At 47.0% G+C, this 18,032-nt stretch carries 13 protein-coding genes; 7 read left to right on the top strand and 6 right to left on the bottom strand.

Annotation, left to right across the window (positions count from 1 at the left end):
• The first annotated feature begins 143 nt into the window (after nucleotides 1-143).
• From topA to S7335_RS13105, 3 genes are all read left to right on the top strand, one after another.
• A complete protein-coding gene (gene topA / locus S7335_RS13115; protein WP_006453789.1) occupies nucleotides 144-2,876 on the top strand; it encodes a type I DNA topoisomerase in 2,733 nt (910 codons plus the stop codon).
• A gap of 613 nt (nucleotides 2,877-3,489) precedes the next feature.
• On the top strand, nucleotides 3,490-4,530 hold the full coding sequence (locus S7335_RS29380; RefSeq protein ID WP_006453964.1) for a CAP domain-containing protein: 1,041 nt from the start codon (nucleotides 3,490-3,492) through the stop codon (nucleotides 4,528-4,530).
• A gap of 158 nt (nucleotides 4,531-4,688) precedes the next feature.
• Nucleotides 4,689-5,372, top strand: coding sequence for a hypothetical protein (locus S7335_RS13105; protein ID WP_038016214.1), 684 nt, complete (start codon nucleotides 4,689-4,691; stop codon nucleotides 5,370-5,372).
• Nucleotides 5,373-5,434: 62 nt separating this feature from the next.
• Here the strand turns inward: S7335_RS13105 and uraD are convergent, their stop codons facing one another.
• Together uraD and S7335_RS13095 are read right to left on the bottom strand one after the other, a co-directional pair.
• Nucleotides 5,435-5,929 (bottom strand): 2-oxo-4-hydroxy-4-carboxy-5-ureidoimidazoline decarboxylase, encoded by a 495-nt coding sequence (gene uraD, locus S7335_RS13100; RefSeq protein ID WP_038016212.1) that lies wholly within the window; start codon nucleotides 5,927-5,929, stop codon nucleotides 5,435-5,437.
• A 19-nt stretch (nucleotides 5,930-5,948) separates the two neighbouring features.
• On the bottom strand, nucleotides 5,949-6,947 hold the full coding sequence (locus S7335_RS13095; RefSeq protein WP_006454340.1) for a DMT family transporter: 999 nt from the start codon (nucleotides 6,945-6,947) through the stop codon (nucleotides 5,949-5,951).
• A 239-nt stretch (nucleotides 6,948-7,186) separates the two neighbouring features.
• On the opposite strand from S7335_RS13095, the gene S7335_RS13090 reads away from it, so the two are divergent.
• From S7335_RS13090 to S7335_RS13080, 3 genes are all read left to right on the top strand, one after another.
• Complete coding sequence (locus S7335_RS13090) at nucleotides 7,187-7,816, top strand: GIY-YIG nuclease family protein (protein WP_006454618.1); 630 nt, start codon at nucleotides 7,187-7,189, stop codon at nucleotides 7,814-7,816.
• 154 nt (nucleotides 7,817-7,970) lie between these two features.
• Nucleotides 7,971-9,776 (top strand): peptide ABC transporter substrate-binding protein, encoded by a 1,806-nt coding sequence (locus S7335_RS13085; RefSeq protein WP_198011371.1) that lies wholly within the window; start codon nucleotides 7,971-7,973, stop codon nucleotides 9,774-9,776.
• Between the two features lie 27 nt (nucleotides 9,777-9,803).
• The gene (locus tag S7335_RS13080; RefSeq protein WP_006455073.1) at nucleotides 9,804-10,760 is read left to right on the top strand and encodes an ABC transporter permease; all 957 of its coding nucleotides are present in this window, start codon (nucleotides 9,804-9,806) and stop codon (nucleotides 10,758-10,760) included.
• Between the two features lie 51 nt (nucleotides 10,761-10,811).
• Here the strand turns inward: S7335_RS13080 and S7335_RS25970 are convergent, their stop codons facing one another.
• The 4 genes from S7335_RS25970 to trpB all read right to left on the bottom strand — a co-directional run bounded on the left by S7335_RS25970 (nucleotide 10,812) and on the right by trpB (nucleotide 16,054).
• On the bottom strand, nucleotides 10,812-12,527 hold the full coding sequence (locus tag S7335_RS25970) for a hypothetical protein (protein WP_006454040.1): 1,716 nt from the start codon (nucleotides 12,525-12,527) through the stop codon (nucleotides 10,812-10,814).
• Nucleotides 12,528-12,587: 60 nt separating this feature from the next.
• On the bottom strand, nucleotides 12,588-13,508 hold the full coding sequence (locus tag S7335_RS13070; RefSeq protein WP_038016210.1) for a glycosyltransferase family 2 protein: 921 nt from the start codon (nucleotides 13,506-13,508) through the stop codon (nucleotides 12,588-12,590).
• 651 nt (nucleotides 13,509-14,159) lie between these two features.
• Complete coding sequence (locus tag S7335_RS13065) at nucleotides 14,160-14,783, bottom strand: ribonuclease H-like domain-containing protein (protein WP_006455064.1); 624 nt, start codon at nucleotides 14,781-14,783, stop codon at nucleotides 14,160-14,162.
• 47 nt (nucleotides 14,784-14,830) lie between these two features.
• Complete coding sequence (trpB, locus tag S7335_RS13060) at nucleotides 14,831-16,054, bottom strand: tryptophan synthase subunit beta (RefSeq protein ID WP_038018224.1); 1,224 nt, start codon at nucleotides 16,052-16,054, stop codon at nucleotides 14,831-14,833.
• 1,176 nt (nucleotides 16,055-17,230) lie between these two features.
• Between trpB and S7335_RS13050 the strand changes: the two genes are divergently transcribed.
• Nucleotides 17,231-17,800 (top strand): class I SAM-dependent methyltransferase, encoded by a 570-nt coding sequence (locus tag S7335_RS13050; RefSeq protein WP_227499996.1) that lies wholly within the window; start codon nucleotides 17,231-17,233, stop codon nucleotides 17,798-17,800.
• Nucleotides 17,801-18,032: the final 232 nt, after the last annotated feature.

Here is an 18,032-nt window from a genome sequence, read left to right as displayed (position 1 = left end):
GACTCGAACAAACGATGTGGCCTCAGACGCTTCTATCTGGGAATGATTGAGCCAACTGACTAGGTTTCTTTTCCTTCAGCGAGCCGCTCTAGGCACTTACCCGCTATTCCCGTTCACCCCTTAATTAATACCGTATAGGTCGTATGTCCACGCTTGTTATTGTCGAGTCTCCAACCAAAGCCAAAACCATTCGTAACTACCTGCCTAAAGGCTACAAGGTAGAGGCGTCGATGGGTCATGTGCGCGACTTGCCCAAATCAGCCAAGGAGATTCCAGCTAAGGTTAAAAAGGAAAAGTGGGCCCAAATAGGGGTCAATACCGAAGCTGACTTTGAGCCGCTCTACATCGTACCGACTGACAAAAAGAAAGTTGTTAAAACTTTAAAGGATGCGCTTAAAGGTGCAGACGAGCTGATTCTGGCTACTGATGAAGATCGCGAAGGTGAGAGCATTAGCTGGCACCTATTGCAGGTGCTAAAGCCCAAAGTGCCAATTAAGCGCATGGTTTTTCATGAGATTACTCAAGAGGCTATTCAAGAAGCGCTATCAAGCTGCCGTGATATCGATGACAAGTTAGTTCACGCTCAAGAGACCCGCCGCATCTTAGATAGGCTGGTAGGGTATACCGTCTCGCCTCTACTTTGGAAAAAGATCGCTTTTGGCCTGTCTGCTGGCCGAGTACAGTCTGTCTCTGTTCGACTGCTAGTAGAAAGAGAACGGGCTAGAAGAGCCTTTAGACGCGGCTCGTATTGGGATCTTAAAGCAGCGCTGCTAGAAACAGGGAAAAAAGTAGACCCCTTCGATGCCAAGCTAGTTTCTGTTGGCGGTACTCGTGTGGCTACTGGTAGTGATTTCGACGAGGCTACTGGCCAAGTCAAAGCGGGTCGCAATGTGCTTTTACTCAATGAAGAAGAGGCGATCGCCCTGCGTCAGCGTTTAGAGAGCAGCGCTTGGACCGTTTCAAATATAGAAGAGCGGCCGAACACTCGTAAGCCAGCGCCGCCGTTTACGACCTCTACGTTGCAGCAGGAAGCCAACCGTAAGCTAGGACTCTCTGCTCGCGATACGATGCGTACCGCTCAAAGCCTGTACGAGAAAGGGTTTATCACCTATATGCGGACTGATTCAACCAGCTTGTCACAGCAGGCGATCGCGGCGGCCCGGAGCTGCGTTGAAAACAAGTATGGCAAAGACTACCTCAGTCCCAAACCTCGACAGTTCAAAGCCAAAAGCAAGGGCGCTCAAGAAGCCCATGAAGCCATTCGTCCCTCCGGTGAAGTTTTTCGCATACCGCAGGAAACTCGCCTTAAGGAGCGCGAACTCAAGCTATACGATCTGATCTGGAAGCGTACTGTCGCGACGCAAATGGCTGAAGCTCGTCAAACTAACATCACAATGCAAATTGAAGTTGACGACGCAATGTTTAAAGCGACCGGTAAACGCATTGATTTTCCTGGGTTTTTCCGCGCTTATGTCGAGGGTTCTGATAATCCCGATGCTGCTATCGAAAACCAAGAGATTATCCTGCCTGATGTGAAAGCAGGCGACCCGCTTGACTGCGCTAGCCTAGAGGCAATTGGCCATGAAACTCAGCCGCCCGCTCGCTATACCGAAGCGTCACTAGTCAAGACCTTAGAAAAAGAAGGCATTGGTCGTCCAAGTACCTACGCTACCGTTATCAGTACTATTGTCGCTCGCCGCTACGCTGAGCTGATTGGTAATAGTTTAGTTCCTACCTTTACCGCTTTTGCAGTAACTGAACTGCTAGAAAAGAATTTTCCTGACTTAGTAGATGTTCACTTCACAGCGAACATGGAGAAAACACTTGATGATATCTCTGTAGGCAATGCGGAATGGCTACCCTACCTCAAGGGCTTTTATGGCGGGGATGATGGCTTGGCCCATCAGGTAGAAGAGCGCCAAGACAATATTGATCCGACGGAAGCTCGCACGGTTGATCTAGATGATCTAGCAGCGAAGGTACGAATTGGTAAATACGGCGCATACGTTGAACTTGATAAAGAAGAAGAAACAGTTCGAGCTTCGATTCCCGACGGCGTGAGTCCGGCCGATCTAGACGATGAACAAGTTGAAGTCCTGCTAAAGCAGAAGACAGAAGGCCCTGAGAAGATCGATCTTCACCCTGAAACCGGTGAGCCGATGTACTTACTCATCGGTCGCTACGGTCCTTATGTTCAGCTTGGTGATGTTACCGAAGAGAACAAAAAGCCTAAGCGGACCTCTTTACCGAAGGGCGTAAAGGCAGAAGATGTCACACCAGAGATGGCTGTTGGCTTACTTTCTCTGCCGCGGCTGCTGGGCGTTCATCCTAAAACGGGGAACAATATCAAAGCCAGCTTGGGTCGGTTTGGTCCATACATTGTTCATTCTAAGGGGAAAGAAGAGGGTAAAGATGATTATCGCTCGCTTAAAGGCGATGATGACGTGCTCACGGTTACTTTGGATCGCGCCCTAGAACTACTGGCACAGCCCAAGGCGACTCGAAGTCGTAAAGCAGCCTCCCCAATTCATGAGATCGGTAAGCATCCTGTTGATGAAGAACCAATTAACGTCTACGACGGCCCCTATGGTCCCTACATCAAGCATGGAAAGGTAAACGTTTCTGTTCCCGAGGGGAAAAAGCCAGAAGAGGTAACCGTAGAAGAAGCAGTTGCCTTGCTAAAAGAAAAAGGCGGCGAAGTCAAGAAAAAATCAACGACCAAAAAAACATCTTCTAGAAAGAAGACAGCAACAAAAAAAGGAACAACTAAGAAGAAGACAGCCGCTAGTAGTACGAAGACAAGGACAGCTGCCGCTAAGAAAACTACCAAGAAGTCTACCACTAAGAAAATTTCAACTGGTAAGAACAATCCCTAGAACGTTTGCCACGCCAGGGAAAGGTCGAAAAACAGCGCTTCTGTGACAATTATATTATCGTCCCAGAAAAACTAGTAAGCACGGTCAAATGGTCTCAAGCTTCAGTTGGTGGGTTCCTTCAGCAAAACTACATTTGCTCGAAGATTCCATCTTTTTTAAAACGAGAAGCCTACATAACTCTCTACGCTTGATAGCCAACATGACTCGCAAGAAGTTTTGAACTCCTCTAAGTTCACGCGTCAAGACCGAATGTATCTATGAATCCTTTGGCTCTTTTAGACGTAGCTTTTGAATTTGACATTTGAGAGCATGCCACTAGAAGCTGTTCTTTTAGCGGCGAGATGGCCTTCGAGTAGAGATGTTATCCATACAAAGATTCCTGAAATTATTGCTCACACAAACATTCTTCCAAACGCAGTTGGAAGAAATTTGACGATAATGTTCTAACAAAAATGTAAAAACTTGTTCCTATCGTTACTCAAACGAGGTTGTCTACTGTCTTTATGACAAATAGATCAACTTGTTGTGGAGGTGGTTTGCATCAGCTCAAGTTTGAGCCTGATCCAGCCTTCTCCTGTTCCGAACGTAAGTCTTTTATTTTGGAAAAACTCCCATGCAAAATAGTGCATTTGAACAAGAAGTCCTCGAACTTACCAACAACTTTCGTCAGCAAAACGGGTTAAAGCCTCTAGTTCTCGATCAGAACTTAGAGAAAGCTGCTGACTCGCATACTCAAGCGATGGCTAATGATGACTTTTTTAGTCATACCGGAAAAGATGGCTCGAAGCCGTGGGACCGAGCTAAAAAAGCCGGTTATGAGTCTGGATTTGTAGGAGAGAATATTGCCGCTGGCTACGGAACGCCTAAGGCAGTCGTCGACGGCTGGATCGATAGTCCTGGTCACCGGGCGAATATGCTAGATTCCGATTACAACGAAATTGGTTTGGGTCACTACTTCTTAGAAAACGACACAGGCAGCGTTAACTACAACAACTACTGGACTCAGCTATTTGGCAAAGGAGACGTTACAGGCTCAGTCGCTAAATCACCGCCTAAGTCGTCGCCAAAGCCACCATCCTCTCCTACCCCTGAACCTACCTTCAATAGCCGTTCGGTCATTAAAGGTAGTGCTGGTAGTGACAAACTGATAGGTGATGCTAACAATCAGATCCTGACTGGGAAGCGCGGAAACGATATTCTTGATGGGAGAGCAGGTAATGATAAATTACGAGGCGGCGGCGGCAATGACAAGCTCTTTGGCGGTGAGGGTAATGATATGCTGCTAGGCGGCGGCGGTAGAGATTTATTGCAAGGCGCTGCTCAGAACGGAACGAATGAGAAGGATATCTTGACGGGGGGTGGCGGTGGCGATCGCTTTGTTATAGGCGACAAAAATCGGACCTTCTACGACGATGGTAAAGCGAACTCTATGGGATTAAAAGACTATGCCCTAATTACCGATTTCAATCAGTCAAGAGATATTATTCAGCTCAGCGCGAAGTATAGCTACCGTTTAGGGGCTGCTCCTCGAGGCGTAGAAAGTGGTCAGGCGCTGCTAATTGATAATCCGGCAGGTCAAAAAGATGAGCTTGTCGCTATCATTCAAAATGGGCAGAACCTTCAGCTTGATAGTAGTGCTTTTGACTTCGTATAGGTTCTTCTTCACTCTCTTCTGATTAACGCTGCCTGTCTTGAGACTGTTACAATGCGGGCAGCGTAGAAGTTATCTATAGTAGAAGCTGTCTGTATAGGGGCACGCTTGAGCAATTAAGCATCACTTCTAGTGAGTAGTTCTTGTCTCTCAGAAGACTTATGACAATGCGACTCGATCAAGCAGTTCCGTTCGGGCGTTCGTTCGACGAGTATGCTCGGATGTTCGCGCTAGATGATGCGATCTTAGAGCACCCAATTCTGAGTGTGGCAGATGGACCTGCCAGCTTTAATGCCGAAGGCAGCGCCAAGGGAATGCAAATCCGCTCTTGCGATCCACTATATGCATTCAGCGCAGACGAGATTCGCGATCGCTTCTACGCCGTCCTAGACAATATCATTACCCAAATTGAAAACACGCCGAACAACTGGGTTTGGAGCTATCACAAGTCAGCCGCCGATCTAAAGAAGAACAGAATTGAGGTGACTGAACGCTTCTACGCAGACTATGAGACAGGAAAGGCGGCGGGCCGTTACCTGTTTGGAGCATTGCCAGATCTTAGCTATGAGTCAGATAGTTTTAGTCTAAGTCTTTGTTCTCACTTTCTCTTTCTATATTCTGCTCAGCTAGATCTAGATTTTCATTTGAAGGCGATCGCAGAGATGTTAAGGATTAGCCCGGAGGCTAGGATCTTCCCGCTGCTGACGCTAGATCAAAAGAAATCACCACACCTTTTATCAGTGGTTGAGCATTTTCAATCAAGAGGATATCAGTGTGAAATAGAGAAAGTAGCGTACGAACTTCAGCCGGGGGGAGATGAGATGCTCAGAATTTCTCGCTTGTAAAATCCCCTCGCCTGTAAAGCTACCTTTTGACGTTACTGTATTGCTGTTCGGTTGATATCTCTTTAATCGATACAATCTTCTAAACGGAACCGGGCAATCTGGAAAATTTCGAAGAGCGATCGCACCCGCTCGCTTTCCCCATCATTTTCTAACCTCTCTTCGAAGGCTTGTAGAATATCTTCCATCCGGTAGCCTTTAACAGCCATTACAAAGGGAAATCCAAACTTCTGCTTATAAGCATTGTTTAACTGGTGAAATCTGTCGTAGTTTCTCTTACTCATTTGGCTAAGTCCGGCACCTGCCTGTTCTTGCATAGAGGCTTCTGCCATACCTGCTCGGCTACCTAGATCAGGATGCGCTTTGATTAATGCCAGCTGCTTCGCGGCTGAATCTGTTTTGACAATGTCTACCATAGCCTGCCACAGCTCTTCGATAGAGATAAAAGGGCGTTGATGCCATGCTCGCTCGGCAATAGAAGGGGTTTCTTCAAAAATGGGCCCTAGCGCTGCGACAAACTCAGCCTGTGTCATTTGGTTAACGATCTCAAGTGAATACATGGTCTTTGCGTTAGTTTTTTCAAGCTTTAGCTTTAAGACTCAAGATAGCAACCCCGATAGTTACTAGCGCAACACCCGCATTCTGCTGCGGCTGAAGCGATTCTTGAAGGGTAACCCAGGCAAATAGCGCGGTTAGAGCAGGCGAACTAGCGCTGATTAAGGCAGTCAGAGACGCACCGATGTAGCGGATACCAAAATTATTCAGCACGTAGGCCACTAAGGTAAGGCCAGCGGAGAAAAGCGTGGCCATCAAAATCAGCGGCCAGGTAGCAGGAAGAACAGAAACGGGGGGTAAGATCGAAAGCGAAAGCGTAGCTAGGCTAGAGACACCTATAAAGGTGACTAAAGAGAAAGGTACCGGATGTAGTGGCAGATCTTGATCTTGTAGGCAAAGCTCGGCGAAGATGCCATAGAGACCAAAGCACAGACCAGCACCTAAGCCAGCCCAAAGACCATACCTTAATCCCAAAAACGTAGTGGCAATATCTGTGCTAGCTGCTGGTGTGATGTTGGCATTTGTTAAAATTACGCCGATAAAGATAACAATCATCAAAGTGAGCTGATGGGGGCGCAGTCTTTGGTTGAAAAAGACGCGAGCTAGAAGAACTGTAATCGCTGGATAGATGAAGAAAGCCGCGATCGCCACCCCAGCTGCAATCTGACTTAGGGCAGTGTATAGACAAGTGAGGCCGCCAAAGATGCATAGTCCACTGCCGATTGCTGCGCTAAATACCTTGGGCGATCGGGGTAGTCGCTTTAGCGCTATAAACGTTCCAGGATGAAGCCAGGGCACAAGCAGCATCAGCAAAACAGCCATCATCGCCATGCGGATAGCCAGCAGCATGACCACATTGCTCAGCTCTGAGGTAATGAATCCGCCAAAAGTAACCCTGCCAAAAATCAGACTCGGTACAAAAAAGACTCTAGAAACGACGTTTTGTGCAGCTAGGCCAACCGCGCTTAGCAAAACTAAAACAATGCCGAGAACGGTTCGGGGTGATTTTTTCAGAGGAGTCATAATTTGTACGATATCCGCTTGGCTTCCCCGATGATCTCAACTGAAGAAAGTCGCAACAACAAAAGCCATACGCTTTACTCTATAGCGTTTCTTACTTTTCAGAAGTACATAATTGCAGATTAGAAGCCTTGCAGCACAACAGACAAAGTGAATCGCGTGTACCTAATGCCGTGTACCTAATGCATCGGGTACGCGCTATATTCTGAAACGTCAGATATCTCTAGAGTGACAGACAAGCTATGAGCGAAGATCGTCAGGCCTTTCTACTCTCTGATTCAGCACTACAGGCAGCTAGCTATTCTACCTACCAAAATTTCCAACCGTCGACGCAAGTAGGACTCGCTGAGCTAAAGGCTTGGAAAAAAAGGGTCTTTGGCTTTCAAACCCAGATAACCGCTATAGAGCAAGGCTGTCTGTTTGGTGATGACAGAGCTGACAACAGCAGCCATAGCGAAACTACTTCGCCCAACCTAGTGAGCGCCATCGACCCCTTCGCGCTACGCAAGCAAAATACTGAATTTTGGCGCTGGCAGTTTGACGATGTAGGCGTGGCCGCGATGTACTTTGTGATCGACTACGCCAGCACTGCCCATAGCCGTCCGGTAGTCTTGTACATTGGTGAAACGATCAAATCAAACCAGCGATGGAAAGGCGAGCATGACTGCAAACGCTATCTGCTTAACTATCGCCAAGCCCATTACGACAGCGGTCTGCGTAGTGAGCTAGGTATTGCCTTCTGGCCAAAAGCACCTAGTGATCGCAAAGCCCGACAGCAGCTAGAGTCGGCGCTGATACGACATTGGCGATCGCCTTTTAACAAAGAAAACTGGCGATTCTGGAATACACCTTTTGTAGAAGCCCAGCTATAGCAATCTAACTCTATAGAAAGCTAACTATAGAAGACCAGTTACCAGAAGAAGCTGGCTTCTAGCAATGCATGACGAACAAATCACGCTATAGTTTCACCTAGCCAAAACTTTAAGACCATAGCACTGGTCACTAGCAACGTAGGTAGAAAAGTGTATGCGGCTTATCAATTCCAGAACGCAGCTGATCAAGCACTCTAGCCGTTTAGTGAGGCGATCAACGAAACGATTTCTCACCGTGGCGATGCTTCCTATCTTGGGCGCTAGCCTGCTGATAGCCTGCAACTCTCAACCTAGAGCGACGACCACTGAGGCCGCCAACGAGCCAATAGATGAGCAAGCGGGCAGTCAAACGGACGATCAAACACTAAAGCTACTTTACTGGCAGGCGCCAACTACCCTAAACCCCCACCTGTCACCGGGGACAAAAGATCGTGAAGCGGCTAGTCCCGTCTTAGAACCGCTGGCGGCTTATAACGAGGCTGAAGCGTTAGAGCCTATTCTTGCCGCAGAAATTCCTACGACCGAGAATGGTGGCATTAGCGCCGATGGCACTACCGTTACTTGGCGATTGAAAGAAGGTGTTCTGTGGTCAGACGGCGAGCCTTTTACAGCTGAAGATGTTGTTTTTACTTACGAATTTATCACCACGCCTGAAGTCGGCTCTACCTCAACAGAGTTCTATGGTGAGATAGCTGAGGTTAAGGCGCTAGATGAACTCACTGTAGAAATTACGTTCAAGCAGCCTACACCGGCACCGATGAATCCGTTTGTCGGCGGCAGTGGCATGATCTTGCCAGAGCATATCTTCGCAGACTATGTCAATGCTAGGGCTCGTTCTGCGCCCGGTAATACCTCGCCGGTTGGCACAAATGCCTTTATGGTCACCGAGTTTAAGCCGGGCGATACGATTGTCTATGAACCTAATCCAAACTTTAGGGGTGAGTCGCCGGCTTTTAGCCGAGTAGAGATGAAAGGAGGCGGTGATACGGTCTCAGCAGCGCGGGCAGTTTTGCAAACGGGTGAGGCGGACTATGCTTGGAATGTTCAAGCAGAGCCAGCGGTCATAGAAGCGCTAGAGGCCGAGGGTAAAGGCGAAATGACCTATGTGTTTAAACCTATGATGGAAAGGGTCTATATCAACTTTTCAGATCCAAATCGAGAAGTAGACGCAGAGCGATCGCACAAAGACACCCCTCATCCATTCCTATCAGAAAAGCCCGTTCGTCAAGCCATTAATCTGGCTATTGATAGAGAGACCATTGCTACTCAGCTCTATGGCGAGGCGGGTACAGTTGCCACTAACTTTATCGTCGCTCCCGATAAGTATGCTTCGCCGAACACGACCTACACACTTGATCTTCAGCGGGCAGCTGATCTCCTAGACGATGCGGGCTGGATCGATACCAATGACAATGGCATCCGCGATAAAAACGGTGTCGAAATGGAATTGTTATTCACCAGTTCTGTGAACCCCGTTCGCCAGAAGACGCAAGAGATCATTAAACAAAGTTTAGAATCGATTGGCATGTCTGTTGAGCTAAAGAGCGTAGAAGCAAGTGTCTATTTTGGAGATGCGACCAATCATGATTCTGTGAATCGCTTTCTGTCAGATTTACAGCTCTTTGCCTTCGACAGCGAGACACCTGAACCCGATTCGTACATGGAGCTATACGCCTGTGACCAGATCTCGCAAAAAGAGAATCAGTGGTCGAAAGAAAACTCTTCTCGCTATTGCAACCCCGAGTATGACGCGCTGCTAGACCAGTTAGCCCAAGAGATTGATCCCGAGAAAAGAGCGGCCTTGTTCGTTGAAATGAATGATTTGCTAATCGAGGATGTAGCACTCATTCCTCTGGTACGGCGAAGTGATGCCTATGCGATCACGAACTCTCTAACCAACCTAGAATTTACGCCCTGGGCAGCAAGCACCTGGAAGATGGATGGCTGGGGAAAGACGTGATTAAACCTCTAGAAGGCCCGCGCTAGCATGCTCAAATACCTGCTAAAGCGAACGCTTCTTGCTATTCCTACGCTAATTGCCATTAGCATGGTGATCTACCTGGTCCTATCACTCGCTCCTGGAGATCCGTTAGGTGAGCTTGCTAACAGCCCTTCGATCACGGCGCAAGTCCGAGAGAATATCCGCCGCGCGCTGGGCCTTGATCAGCCTATCTACATCCGCTATGTCAAATGGGCGACTGCCTTTTTGACGGGCAATATGGGCTACTCTTTCGTTAGCCCTGTACCAGTAAGCGAACTCATTTGGCAGCGTTTACCCACTACGCTTTGGATTGTGGGTAGCGCCTATATCTGCGCTATTTTAGTTGCCTTTCCCTTAGGCGTCCTTTCTGCACTTAAGCGCTACAGCTGGATAGATCAGCTTGTGACTACCTTTGCCTTTGCCGGATTTTCCATTCCGCCTTTCTTCACAGGACTGCTGTTTATTCTGTTGTTTAGTGTCATGCTAGGCTGGCTACCCTTCATCTATGACAGTACGCTTGTTGTCAATAGTTTAGGCAGCTTGTGGCAACAAATCAAACAGTCGATTATGCCCGTAGCAGTGCTTACGCTTTTTCAAACAGCAGTACTTATGCGCTATATTCGCGCTGCTGTCATTGAACAACTGAACCTAGACTATGTCCGTACAGCCTATGCTAAAGGTCTTAGCAGCTGGCAGGTGATCATCCGCCATGTCCTTCGCAACGCGCTGATTCCGGTAGTAACGCTAATCGCGCTAGATATGCCAGCGGTATTCACCGGGGCGCTAGTCACTGAACAGGTTTTTCGAGTACCCGGCATCGGCTCATTGCTAATCGACTCAATTAATCGAAAAGATACGCCAGTGGTGATGTCGATTACCTTCATCTACGCAATCTTAATTGTGCTCTTCAACTTAGTTGCTGATCTACTCTATAGCGTGCTAGACCCTAGGATTCGCTATTGAACGGGCATATCTTCTTACGTTCTTATAAACACAGCGCTTGCGGGCGGCAGACTAAGGAGAAGGCGCTTCAGCCCTGTATAGGTAGAGCTGTTCATTGCCGATAATCGTTTCTTCCACTTTTGCAAGTAAGTTAACTTGCCGTTCTGCACCACTAAAATCGATCGGATTTCTTGAAAGAACTAAAAACTCCGGTTCTTGCTGGGCGAAGGATTCAACGTTGGCTAAGATTATGTCGTTAGTTTCTTCTTTTCTGCGATAGGGAGCGGTTGCAAAGCTAGCATATCTATTTCGCTGGGCATAGTAAGCCATTGTATCTAGGTAACTGATCACACCAGTAGATATGCGACCATTTTGGGCGAATAGAGGTAGCTCCTCAAGCTGGTTAGTTCGAATATATTGCGCGATCGCTCGGCTACCAGAAAAAGGGTAGACAATATCCATTGCATAGGCTTGAACACTGGCAATGCATTGAAAAATCAACAATACCGATAACAGAACGCCACCGACAATGGGCCGTTTGAGACTATGACGTTTGAGGCTGCGACGTTTGGGCCTAGTATGAAATCCTATAGGCTGATTTTGTCTATTTTTAGACCAGGTAGCTAGCCATAGACTAACAATTAACACAATGAACAAATGACCTTGATGGCGGCTACTACCTCTATAAATAACGATAAAAAGGCTATAGAGAGCGGCACTTGCACTGACATACAGCCACAGATAAAGCGGCGTTCTTCTCAAGGCTCTTGAGGCAAAGAAAAACACGACAATCGCAAAAATGGCCGAGATTATCATTCCAATCTGTAGCCCGAAGACTGTACCTATTCCCTCAGAGTCCAATAAGAAATGCGTCGTCCAAAAATTGAGCTTAGGCCTCAACATTGGTAGATACGAACGCGTGAAAGGTTCCGAGACTCCGGCTAGTCGATTGACAAAGGCAATCACCTGATCGAACTGGCTGAGCACCAAATCGGAAACAGGTACTTGAACAGGGCTTGCACCTGCCGCACTCCGCTGAGCTGAGTCTACGACAACCTCCCTTTCTGGCAGTCGCGTGAGCCGAGTTAGCTGCAGTAGACTCAGTCCCCAGCCTACTATCAAGATTGCCAGCGGCTGTATCATCTGACGGCGAAAGGTCTCTGCTAACGAGGTAGGTGATTCACGCCACTGGCGAAAAATCATGACCGAAGCTAGAGAAAAACTGATCATGAAGCAAAACGCGTTCGCGTTAGCTGCCATAGCTATAAGCAACGCTAATAGCCAGTATCTGGGTTTCGTCTGCGTGTAGAGAACGCAGAACAAAAAGATAAAAAAGATACCGATCGCATAGTTGCGGCTGATAATGCTGTACTCATAGAAAAGCAAATAGCTAAAGCTTAGCAATCCCTTTTGTAGTAGGGAAAACGGTGCCCATTTTATGAGAAGCACAACCGATGCTGTAGAAAAGAGCAGATGGAAAATCTGCATATAAAATGGATTATTTGACCATCGTGTGATTAGAAATAGACAAGCATGCCAAACAAGAGGATGCCCTTCATAAGCCGTATTAGAGAATAGGTCTTGGAGAGAAGAACTATCTCTAGCAATTAGCCAAGCTTGAGCTTCATCTCGCCAAATTTCGTGATTGAGAATGCCGACTAGACCCAGTATAAAAAACAGCAGAATCAGACTATTTTCAACCGTCAAAACAGACTGGAGTAGTCGATTGTTCCGTTTAGAAAAAAACTGTCCGTATCCAGGCTTTCGTGCAATTGGTCTAATAGGCATACTTTTTCTTCGCGCTAGCACAGCAGAACTAAAAATAGCACCTCATTTGAGGAAAGATACTCAGCTGCTGATTACGCTGTTCTGCTGACGCTGTTCGCTCAACTTCTCCCAAAAGAACCCAGCTGCTGTTGCGACTTGTGATAGGAAGAATAGGCCTGAGACTTGTAGAGGACCCCTAAGACCACCCTTTTTCGCTGGACCATTTTTCATCGGGTAAGTCAGCAAGTCAGTATAAAAGGCGACGGGTTCAACCTTGATAGTTTGCGCTGAGCGTAGCGCTCTAGCCTTGTGGAAACAAAAAGCTCCTCGGCCATAGCCGAAGTGCTGCCGCCAAAACGACTTGAGAGAAAGCGCGTGGGCATGCTGAATGGTCGCATCGGGGGCATAATGCATAGGGTAACCGCGCTGCTGCCAGCGATCGCACAGCTCACGATCTTCGGCTGCCGCTAGCGGAAAAGAAACGTCAAAGCCACCGACTTCTAGAAAATGCGATCGTGACATTGCAATATTGTTAGAAGCGAAAAAGATGCCAGCACTACTCGAACCGTAGTACTCATAAATGTAGTCAATTAGCGCCTGCGAAGCCGTAGAGTATAGGTTGTGAGGGAGGGCATTGATCGTATGGCCACCAATCATCGCATCCGGATGGGCATCGAGGGCGATCGCAAATTGCTGTAGCCAATCGGCCGAAGGCATACAATCATCGTCGGTAAAGGCAATATAGTCCCCCTTAGCGAACTGAGCACCCGCATTTCTAGCTGCTGCTGGTCCAGCATTCTCCTGCCGCAAAAGAGCCACCTCTAGCTCGTCTAGAAAGGGCTCCACGACGGTATCTAATGGCTGTTGGCTACCATCATCGACCACGACCACCTGATAGCGATCACGGGGATAGTCGATTTTAGCAAGTGCCTTCAAACATCCTTTAAGTTGCTCAGGCCGGTTATAGGTAGGTACGACGATAGAAAAGATAGGGTAGTCCATAACAGTTTTGAAGTAGCGAGAGAATGTCGATATGCGCTTAAACACTAATGCCCAAACACTAATTTACTTTAGTATTTGACTTAATATTTGCGAGCTAAGCCTTAAGTTCATTCACCCAACTTGAATAGTGACTTTAGAAATATTGATTTATTTAGGGTAGTTCACTAATCGCTAGTAGCAGGTATTAAGAAGCACAAAGCAGGCCTGACACAGTACGAGTTGTCTAATCAAATAAAAATCAAATACGAGAGGATAAGCTCAACACCGCTAACAATTCCCCTTCAAGGGTAATACGAAAAACTCCTATCAACCTCGAAAAATATTGCAGGTATCATTCAATACAGGTATCAACAATCAAGAAAATAGCAGCATGGATAAAAAGTAAAGAGTCAGGTGTCTTATAGCAGAAAGTATGTGTAATCAATAGAGATTATTCATATCTTTAGCTGAAGTTTAAAGTAAGACTATTTCTTGAAGTGTTAATGAAGTATGGCTTAGGATGTAACATTCTCTGTAGTCTACACTTTCGCACCTTAAGAACTCACCCGTAGCAAGCCTTCATCACCCATAGCAAGCCTTCATATGGTCATAAAGACAGAGCCATAAATTTCGCAGTCGAAAGTTCGTGGCCAAACTGCTTTCAATTCCTTTCTAGTGCTCAAAGACACTGCCAAACTGCCTCAAGTCTAATTCTACAAAAACAGGTAAACAGTCTAAACACTGTTTCGCTAGGGTCCATCGTCCCTCTCTTTTCAACATCTCCGTTAGCTTGTTCTGTAGCACGTATAGGTAGCGAACATCATTTGCCGCATAGCTGAGCTGCTCATCGCTAAGAGCCGCCGCATTACCCCAATCAGAGCTTTGCTGCGACTTATCTAGCTCAATACCAATTAGCTCCTTGACTAAAGACTTTAGTCCATGACTAGGGCTGTAGGTACGCGCAATTTTACTGGCAATCTTAGTACAGAATACGGGTGCTGTCACAATGCCCAGATGATGTTGCAAGGTGGCAAGATCAAACCGGGCAAAGTGAAAGATTTTGGTGATATTCTTCTCTTCTAGAAGCTGCTTCAGGTTTGGAGCCGAGCTTTGACCTCGTTCTGTACGGATAGCGCAGACGTAACCACCGGGATCGCAGAGCTGGATTAGACACAGGCGATCGCGCAAGGGATTTAGCCCCATGGTTTCAGTATCTACTGCGATCGCATCAGCTTGGATGTATCGCTCTAGTAACTGTGGGGTCAAATCGTAATCGCACACCTCGAAATTCTCCACCCAAGATCTCCTAAATAAGCAACAAGTTTTCAATCAAAACTGATCATCTATTCAAACTTCAGCACCTTTGCAACCGTTTGCACATCTTTATCTCCTCGCCCGGAACAATTAATCACGACTTTCTCATTAGTCAACGTCGGACATAGTGTCTCTAAATAGGCAAACGCATGCGCTGTCTCTAAAGCCGGAATAATCCCTTCTAAGCGCGATACTAGCTGAAATGCCTCTAGCGCCTCAGCATCAGTCACACTGTAGTATTCCGCCCGGCCCAAGTCTTTGAAATAGCTATGCTCTGGTCCCACACCGGGATAGTCTAACCCCGCACTGATAGAATGTGCCTCAGTCACTTGTCCTTCGTTGTCTTGCAACAGATAGCTCATCGCTCCGTGCAATACCCCAGGTCGACCCTTCGTTAATGTCGCTGCATGCCGCTGTGTGTCAGCCCCTTCACCCGCCGCTTCAATGCCAATCAAGCGAATATGAGTCTCCTTAACAAACTCGTGGAACAAGCCCATCGCATTCGAACCACCGCCCACACAAGCTAACAGCACATCAGGGGTGCCGCCCCACTTATCCAAACTCTGTGCCCTAGTCTCCTTTCCAATTACACCATGAAAGTCTCGCACCATCATCGGATATGGATGCGGACCTGCCACCGAGCCTAGAATATAGTGCGTGGTCTCTACATTGGTTACCCAATCGCGAATCGCCTCTGAGGTCGCATCTTTAAGCGTTCCGCTACCTGCACTCACCGGGCTCACGGTTGCGCCCATCAGCCGCATCCGAAAGACATTCAACGCCTGCCGCCGCATATCTTCTACGCCCATATAGACGACGCACTCTAGCCCGAAGCGAGCACAAACTGTCGCTGTCGCTACTCCATGCTGGCCTGCGCCCGTCTCGGCAATCACTCGCTCTTTGCCCATCCGTTTTGCCAGTAAGACCTGGCCTAACGCATTGTTGATCTTGTGAGCCCCTGTATGGTTTAAATCTTCACGCTTAAGATAAATCTGCGGACCGCTACCGTCTGCTTTTGCATAGTGTTTGGTCAGGCGCTCTGCAAAATATAGCGGATTGGCCCGGCCGACATAATCTTTCAGCAGCCCGGCTAGCTCTGATTGAAAGTCAGCTTCTTGTCTATATTGATAGTAAGCTTCCTCTAACTCTTTTAGAGCGGGCATTAGAGTCTCAGGCACATACTTTCCACCAAAACGGCCGAATCGACCGAATGAATCGGGACGTGCTGTCAACGAAAGCGATTGATCGTCAATAGATGGCGTAGGTTTAGCAAAAGGCGTTACAGTCACGGCGATCACCTAATTTTACAAGTCCCCCATTATATGTATATTGGTGCAATCGACAAAAGGATTAGTTGCGGCTCAATAAAGCGTTAGGCAGATCACGATATCATGCCAGACCCAGAGGTCGTACCAGAACGCATTGGTATGTTTCTCCACTTGAAGACTAAGTACGAACACACCCCTGTTAGTGAGACGGATACCCAACCAACAGTTACCAACAGCGATGTCGTCGGGTTCGCATCTCTGCTTTTTCTCAAGAACGACCACATCTCATCTGCCATAATTTGAGTACAGAGGCACAGAGCAATCGCATCAATGACGTTTCAGCTCTATTTGCTACTCAGATTGACTACTCAGATTTAAGGGTTTCTCTTGGACAGCAGAGTTTGTATATCCTAGGCGTTGGCAAAGCCTCGCTTACAAAGAATTGCGGACAGAAATTTATCAGAAGTATTAAGAAACTTAAAGTCTTATACCGAGTGAGCTAATCAAAAGATAGTGATAGAAACAATCGCTTTGATAGCAACTAGACGTAGTTTAGCTACCTAGAACAGGCCACTTTCGTCGAGCCAGCAATGGAGGTTGGTCACTTCTATGGAAATTTAGTTCAATCACAAGCGACAAAGGTCAGGTATGACACATTACCAGCTCTAAATATTCCGCTATAGTTCAAGTGAAGGATATTTCCTTTGTTACGGACAGATGCCAAACGTTAACCACTGTAGATGAGCAGAGCATCATTTTGTGTGACTTTCTTGCTCCGCGATTCAGTTGGCATTATGAGATATCTTTCAAAATTATTCCAAACGTTTTTGGAGACGGCAAATATATTCGTAAAAATTCCGCTTACTAGCTGACTAATAGTGCCTTAGCAACAGGAGTAAATCGATGGTAGTGTCCAAGCTGAAAGCTCTTGTACCCGCCGCTGCAGAACCCACTGTAATTAAGACGTGGTATATCTTTCGACCGCTTGTCCGACTTTTCTTCTTCGGCCGTCAAAGATATTGCTGTGTCTGCAATAGTTGGAGTCGTTTCTTCCTAGCACAGGGACCGGCGTCCCGCAGAAGACAAAACATCGTTTGCCCAGTTTGTCTCTCCCACGATAGACATCGGTTAGCGTGGCTCTATCTGTCTTCCCGTACAAATTTGACAGACTCCACACCTAAGAAGCTACTGCACTTTGCACCAGAAACAGTATTTACGGAGAAGTTTAAACGAATACCTGGTGTGGACTATTTATCAGCAGATCTTAATAGCCCACACGCAATGGTTAAGATGGACATTACCGATATACAAAATCCTGATTCCACGTTCGATATTATCTATTGCAGCCATGTCTTAGAACATGTACCGGACGACCATAAGGCTATGGAGGAGATATTTCGAACCTTAAAGCCAGGCGGATGGGCACTTATTCAGGTGCCGATTTCAAAGGAAAATACGATAGAGGATCTTTCTATCACAGATCCGGCTGAAAGAGAACGTCTGTATTGGCAAGATGATCATGTACGACTCTACGGTTTAGATATAAAAGAGCGCTTAACGAAAGCTGGGTTTGACGTAGAGGTCATCTTTGGAGAGCAATTGGTTGAATCCGAAGAAATGAAGCTTATGAGGTTTGATCCAGGTGAACCATTATTCTATTGTAAGAAAACGATGACTTCATCTCGTTTAGAGAAATTGTCAGCATTCAGCGGTCAAGAACTGAGTGGCTAAGGTTCAGTTAGGAGCCAATTCTGCTGATAGACTCGTCACAATCAACCACGTTCCGCTGCTACGCCATCGACTGTCTTCACTGAGATTGTCGATTTGATACTGACTGTAAAAAAGGGTATGCCCAATCAGTTGTGCACAGTAAAACGTTGGGTAGGTCGCGATATCATACTAGCCCTAGGGTCGTGTCGATAATCCAGCTCTTTGTACAGCACTGTCTTTGGTTCGAGTACGC

It is taken from the genome of Synechococcus sp. PCC 7335 (assembly GCF_000155595.1).
Lineage (GTDB): Bacteria > Cyanobacteriota > Cyanobacteriia > Phormidesmidales > Phormidesmidaceae > Phormidesmis.
This window is presented reverse-complemented; position numbering and strand designations above follow the sequence as displayed.

Coding starts and splice junctions, on each gene's coding strand:
- topA (WP_006453789.1), top strand. CDS start 144: ATGTCCACGCTTGTTATTGTCGAGTCTCCAACCAAAGCCAAAACCATT.
- S7335_RS29380 (WP_006453964.1), top strand. CDS start 3,490: ATGCAAAATAGTGCATTTGAACAAGAAGTCCTCGAACTTACCAACAAC.
- S7335_RS13105 (WP_038016214.1), top strand. CDS start 4,689: ATGACAATGCGACTCGATCAAGCAGTTCCGTTCGGGCGTTCGTTCGAC.
- uraD (WP_038016212.1), bottom strand. CDS start 5,929: ATGTATTCACTTGAGATCGTTAACCAAATGACACAGGCTGAGTTTGTC.
- S7335_RS13095 (WP_006454340.1), bottom strand. CDS start 6,947: ATGACTCCTCTGAAAAAATCACCCCGAACCGTTCTCGGCATTGTTTTA.
- S7335_RS13090 (WP_006454618.1), top strand. CDS start 7,187: ATGAGCGAAGATCGTCAGGCCTTTCTACTCTCTGATTCAGCACTACAG.
- S7335_RS13085 (WP_198011371.1), top strand. CDS start 7,971: ATGCGGCTTATCAATTCCAGAACGCAGCTGATCAAGCACTCTAGCCGT.
- S7335_RS13080 (WP_006455073.1), top strand. CDS start 9,804: ATGCTCAAATACCTGCTAAAGCGAACGCTTCTTGCTATTCCTACGCTA.
- S7335_RS25970 (WP_006454040.1), bottom strand. CDS start 12,527: ATGCCTATTAGACCAATTGCACGAAAGCCTGGATACGGACAGTTTTTT.
- S7335_RS13070 (WP_038016210.1), bottom strand. CDS start 13,508: ATGGACTACCCTATCTTTTCTATCGTCGTACCTACCTATAACCGGCCT.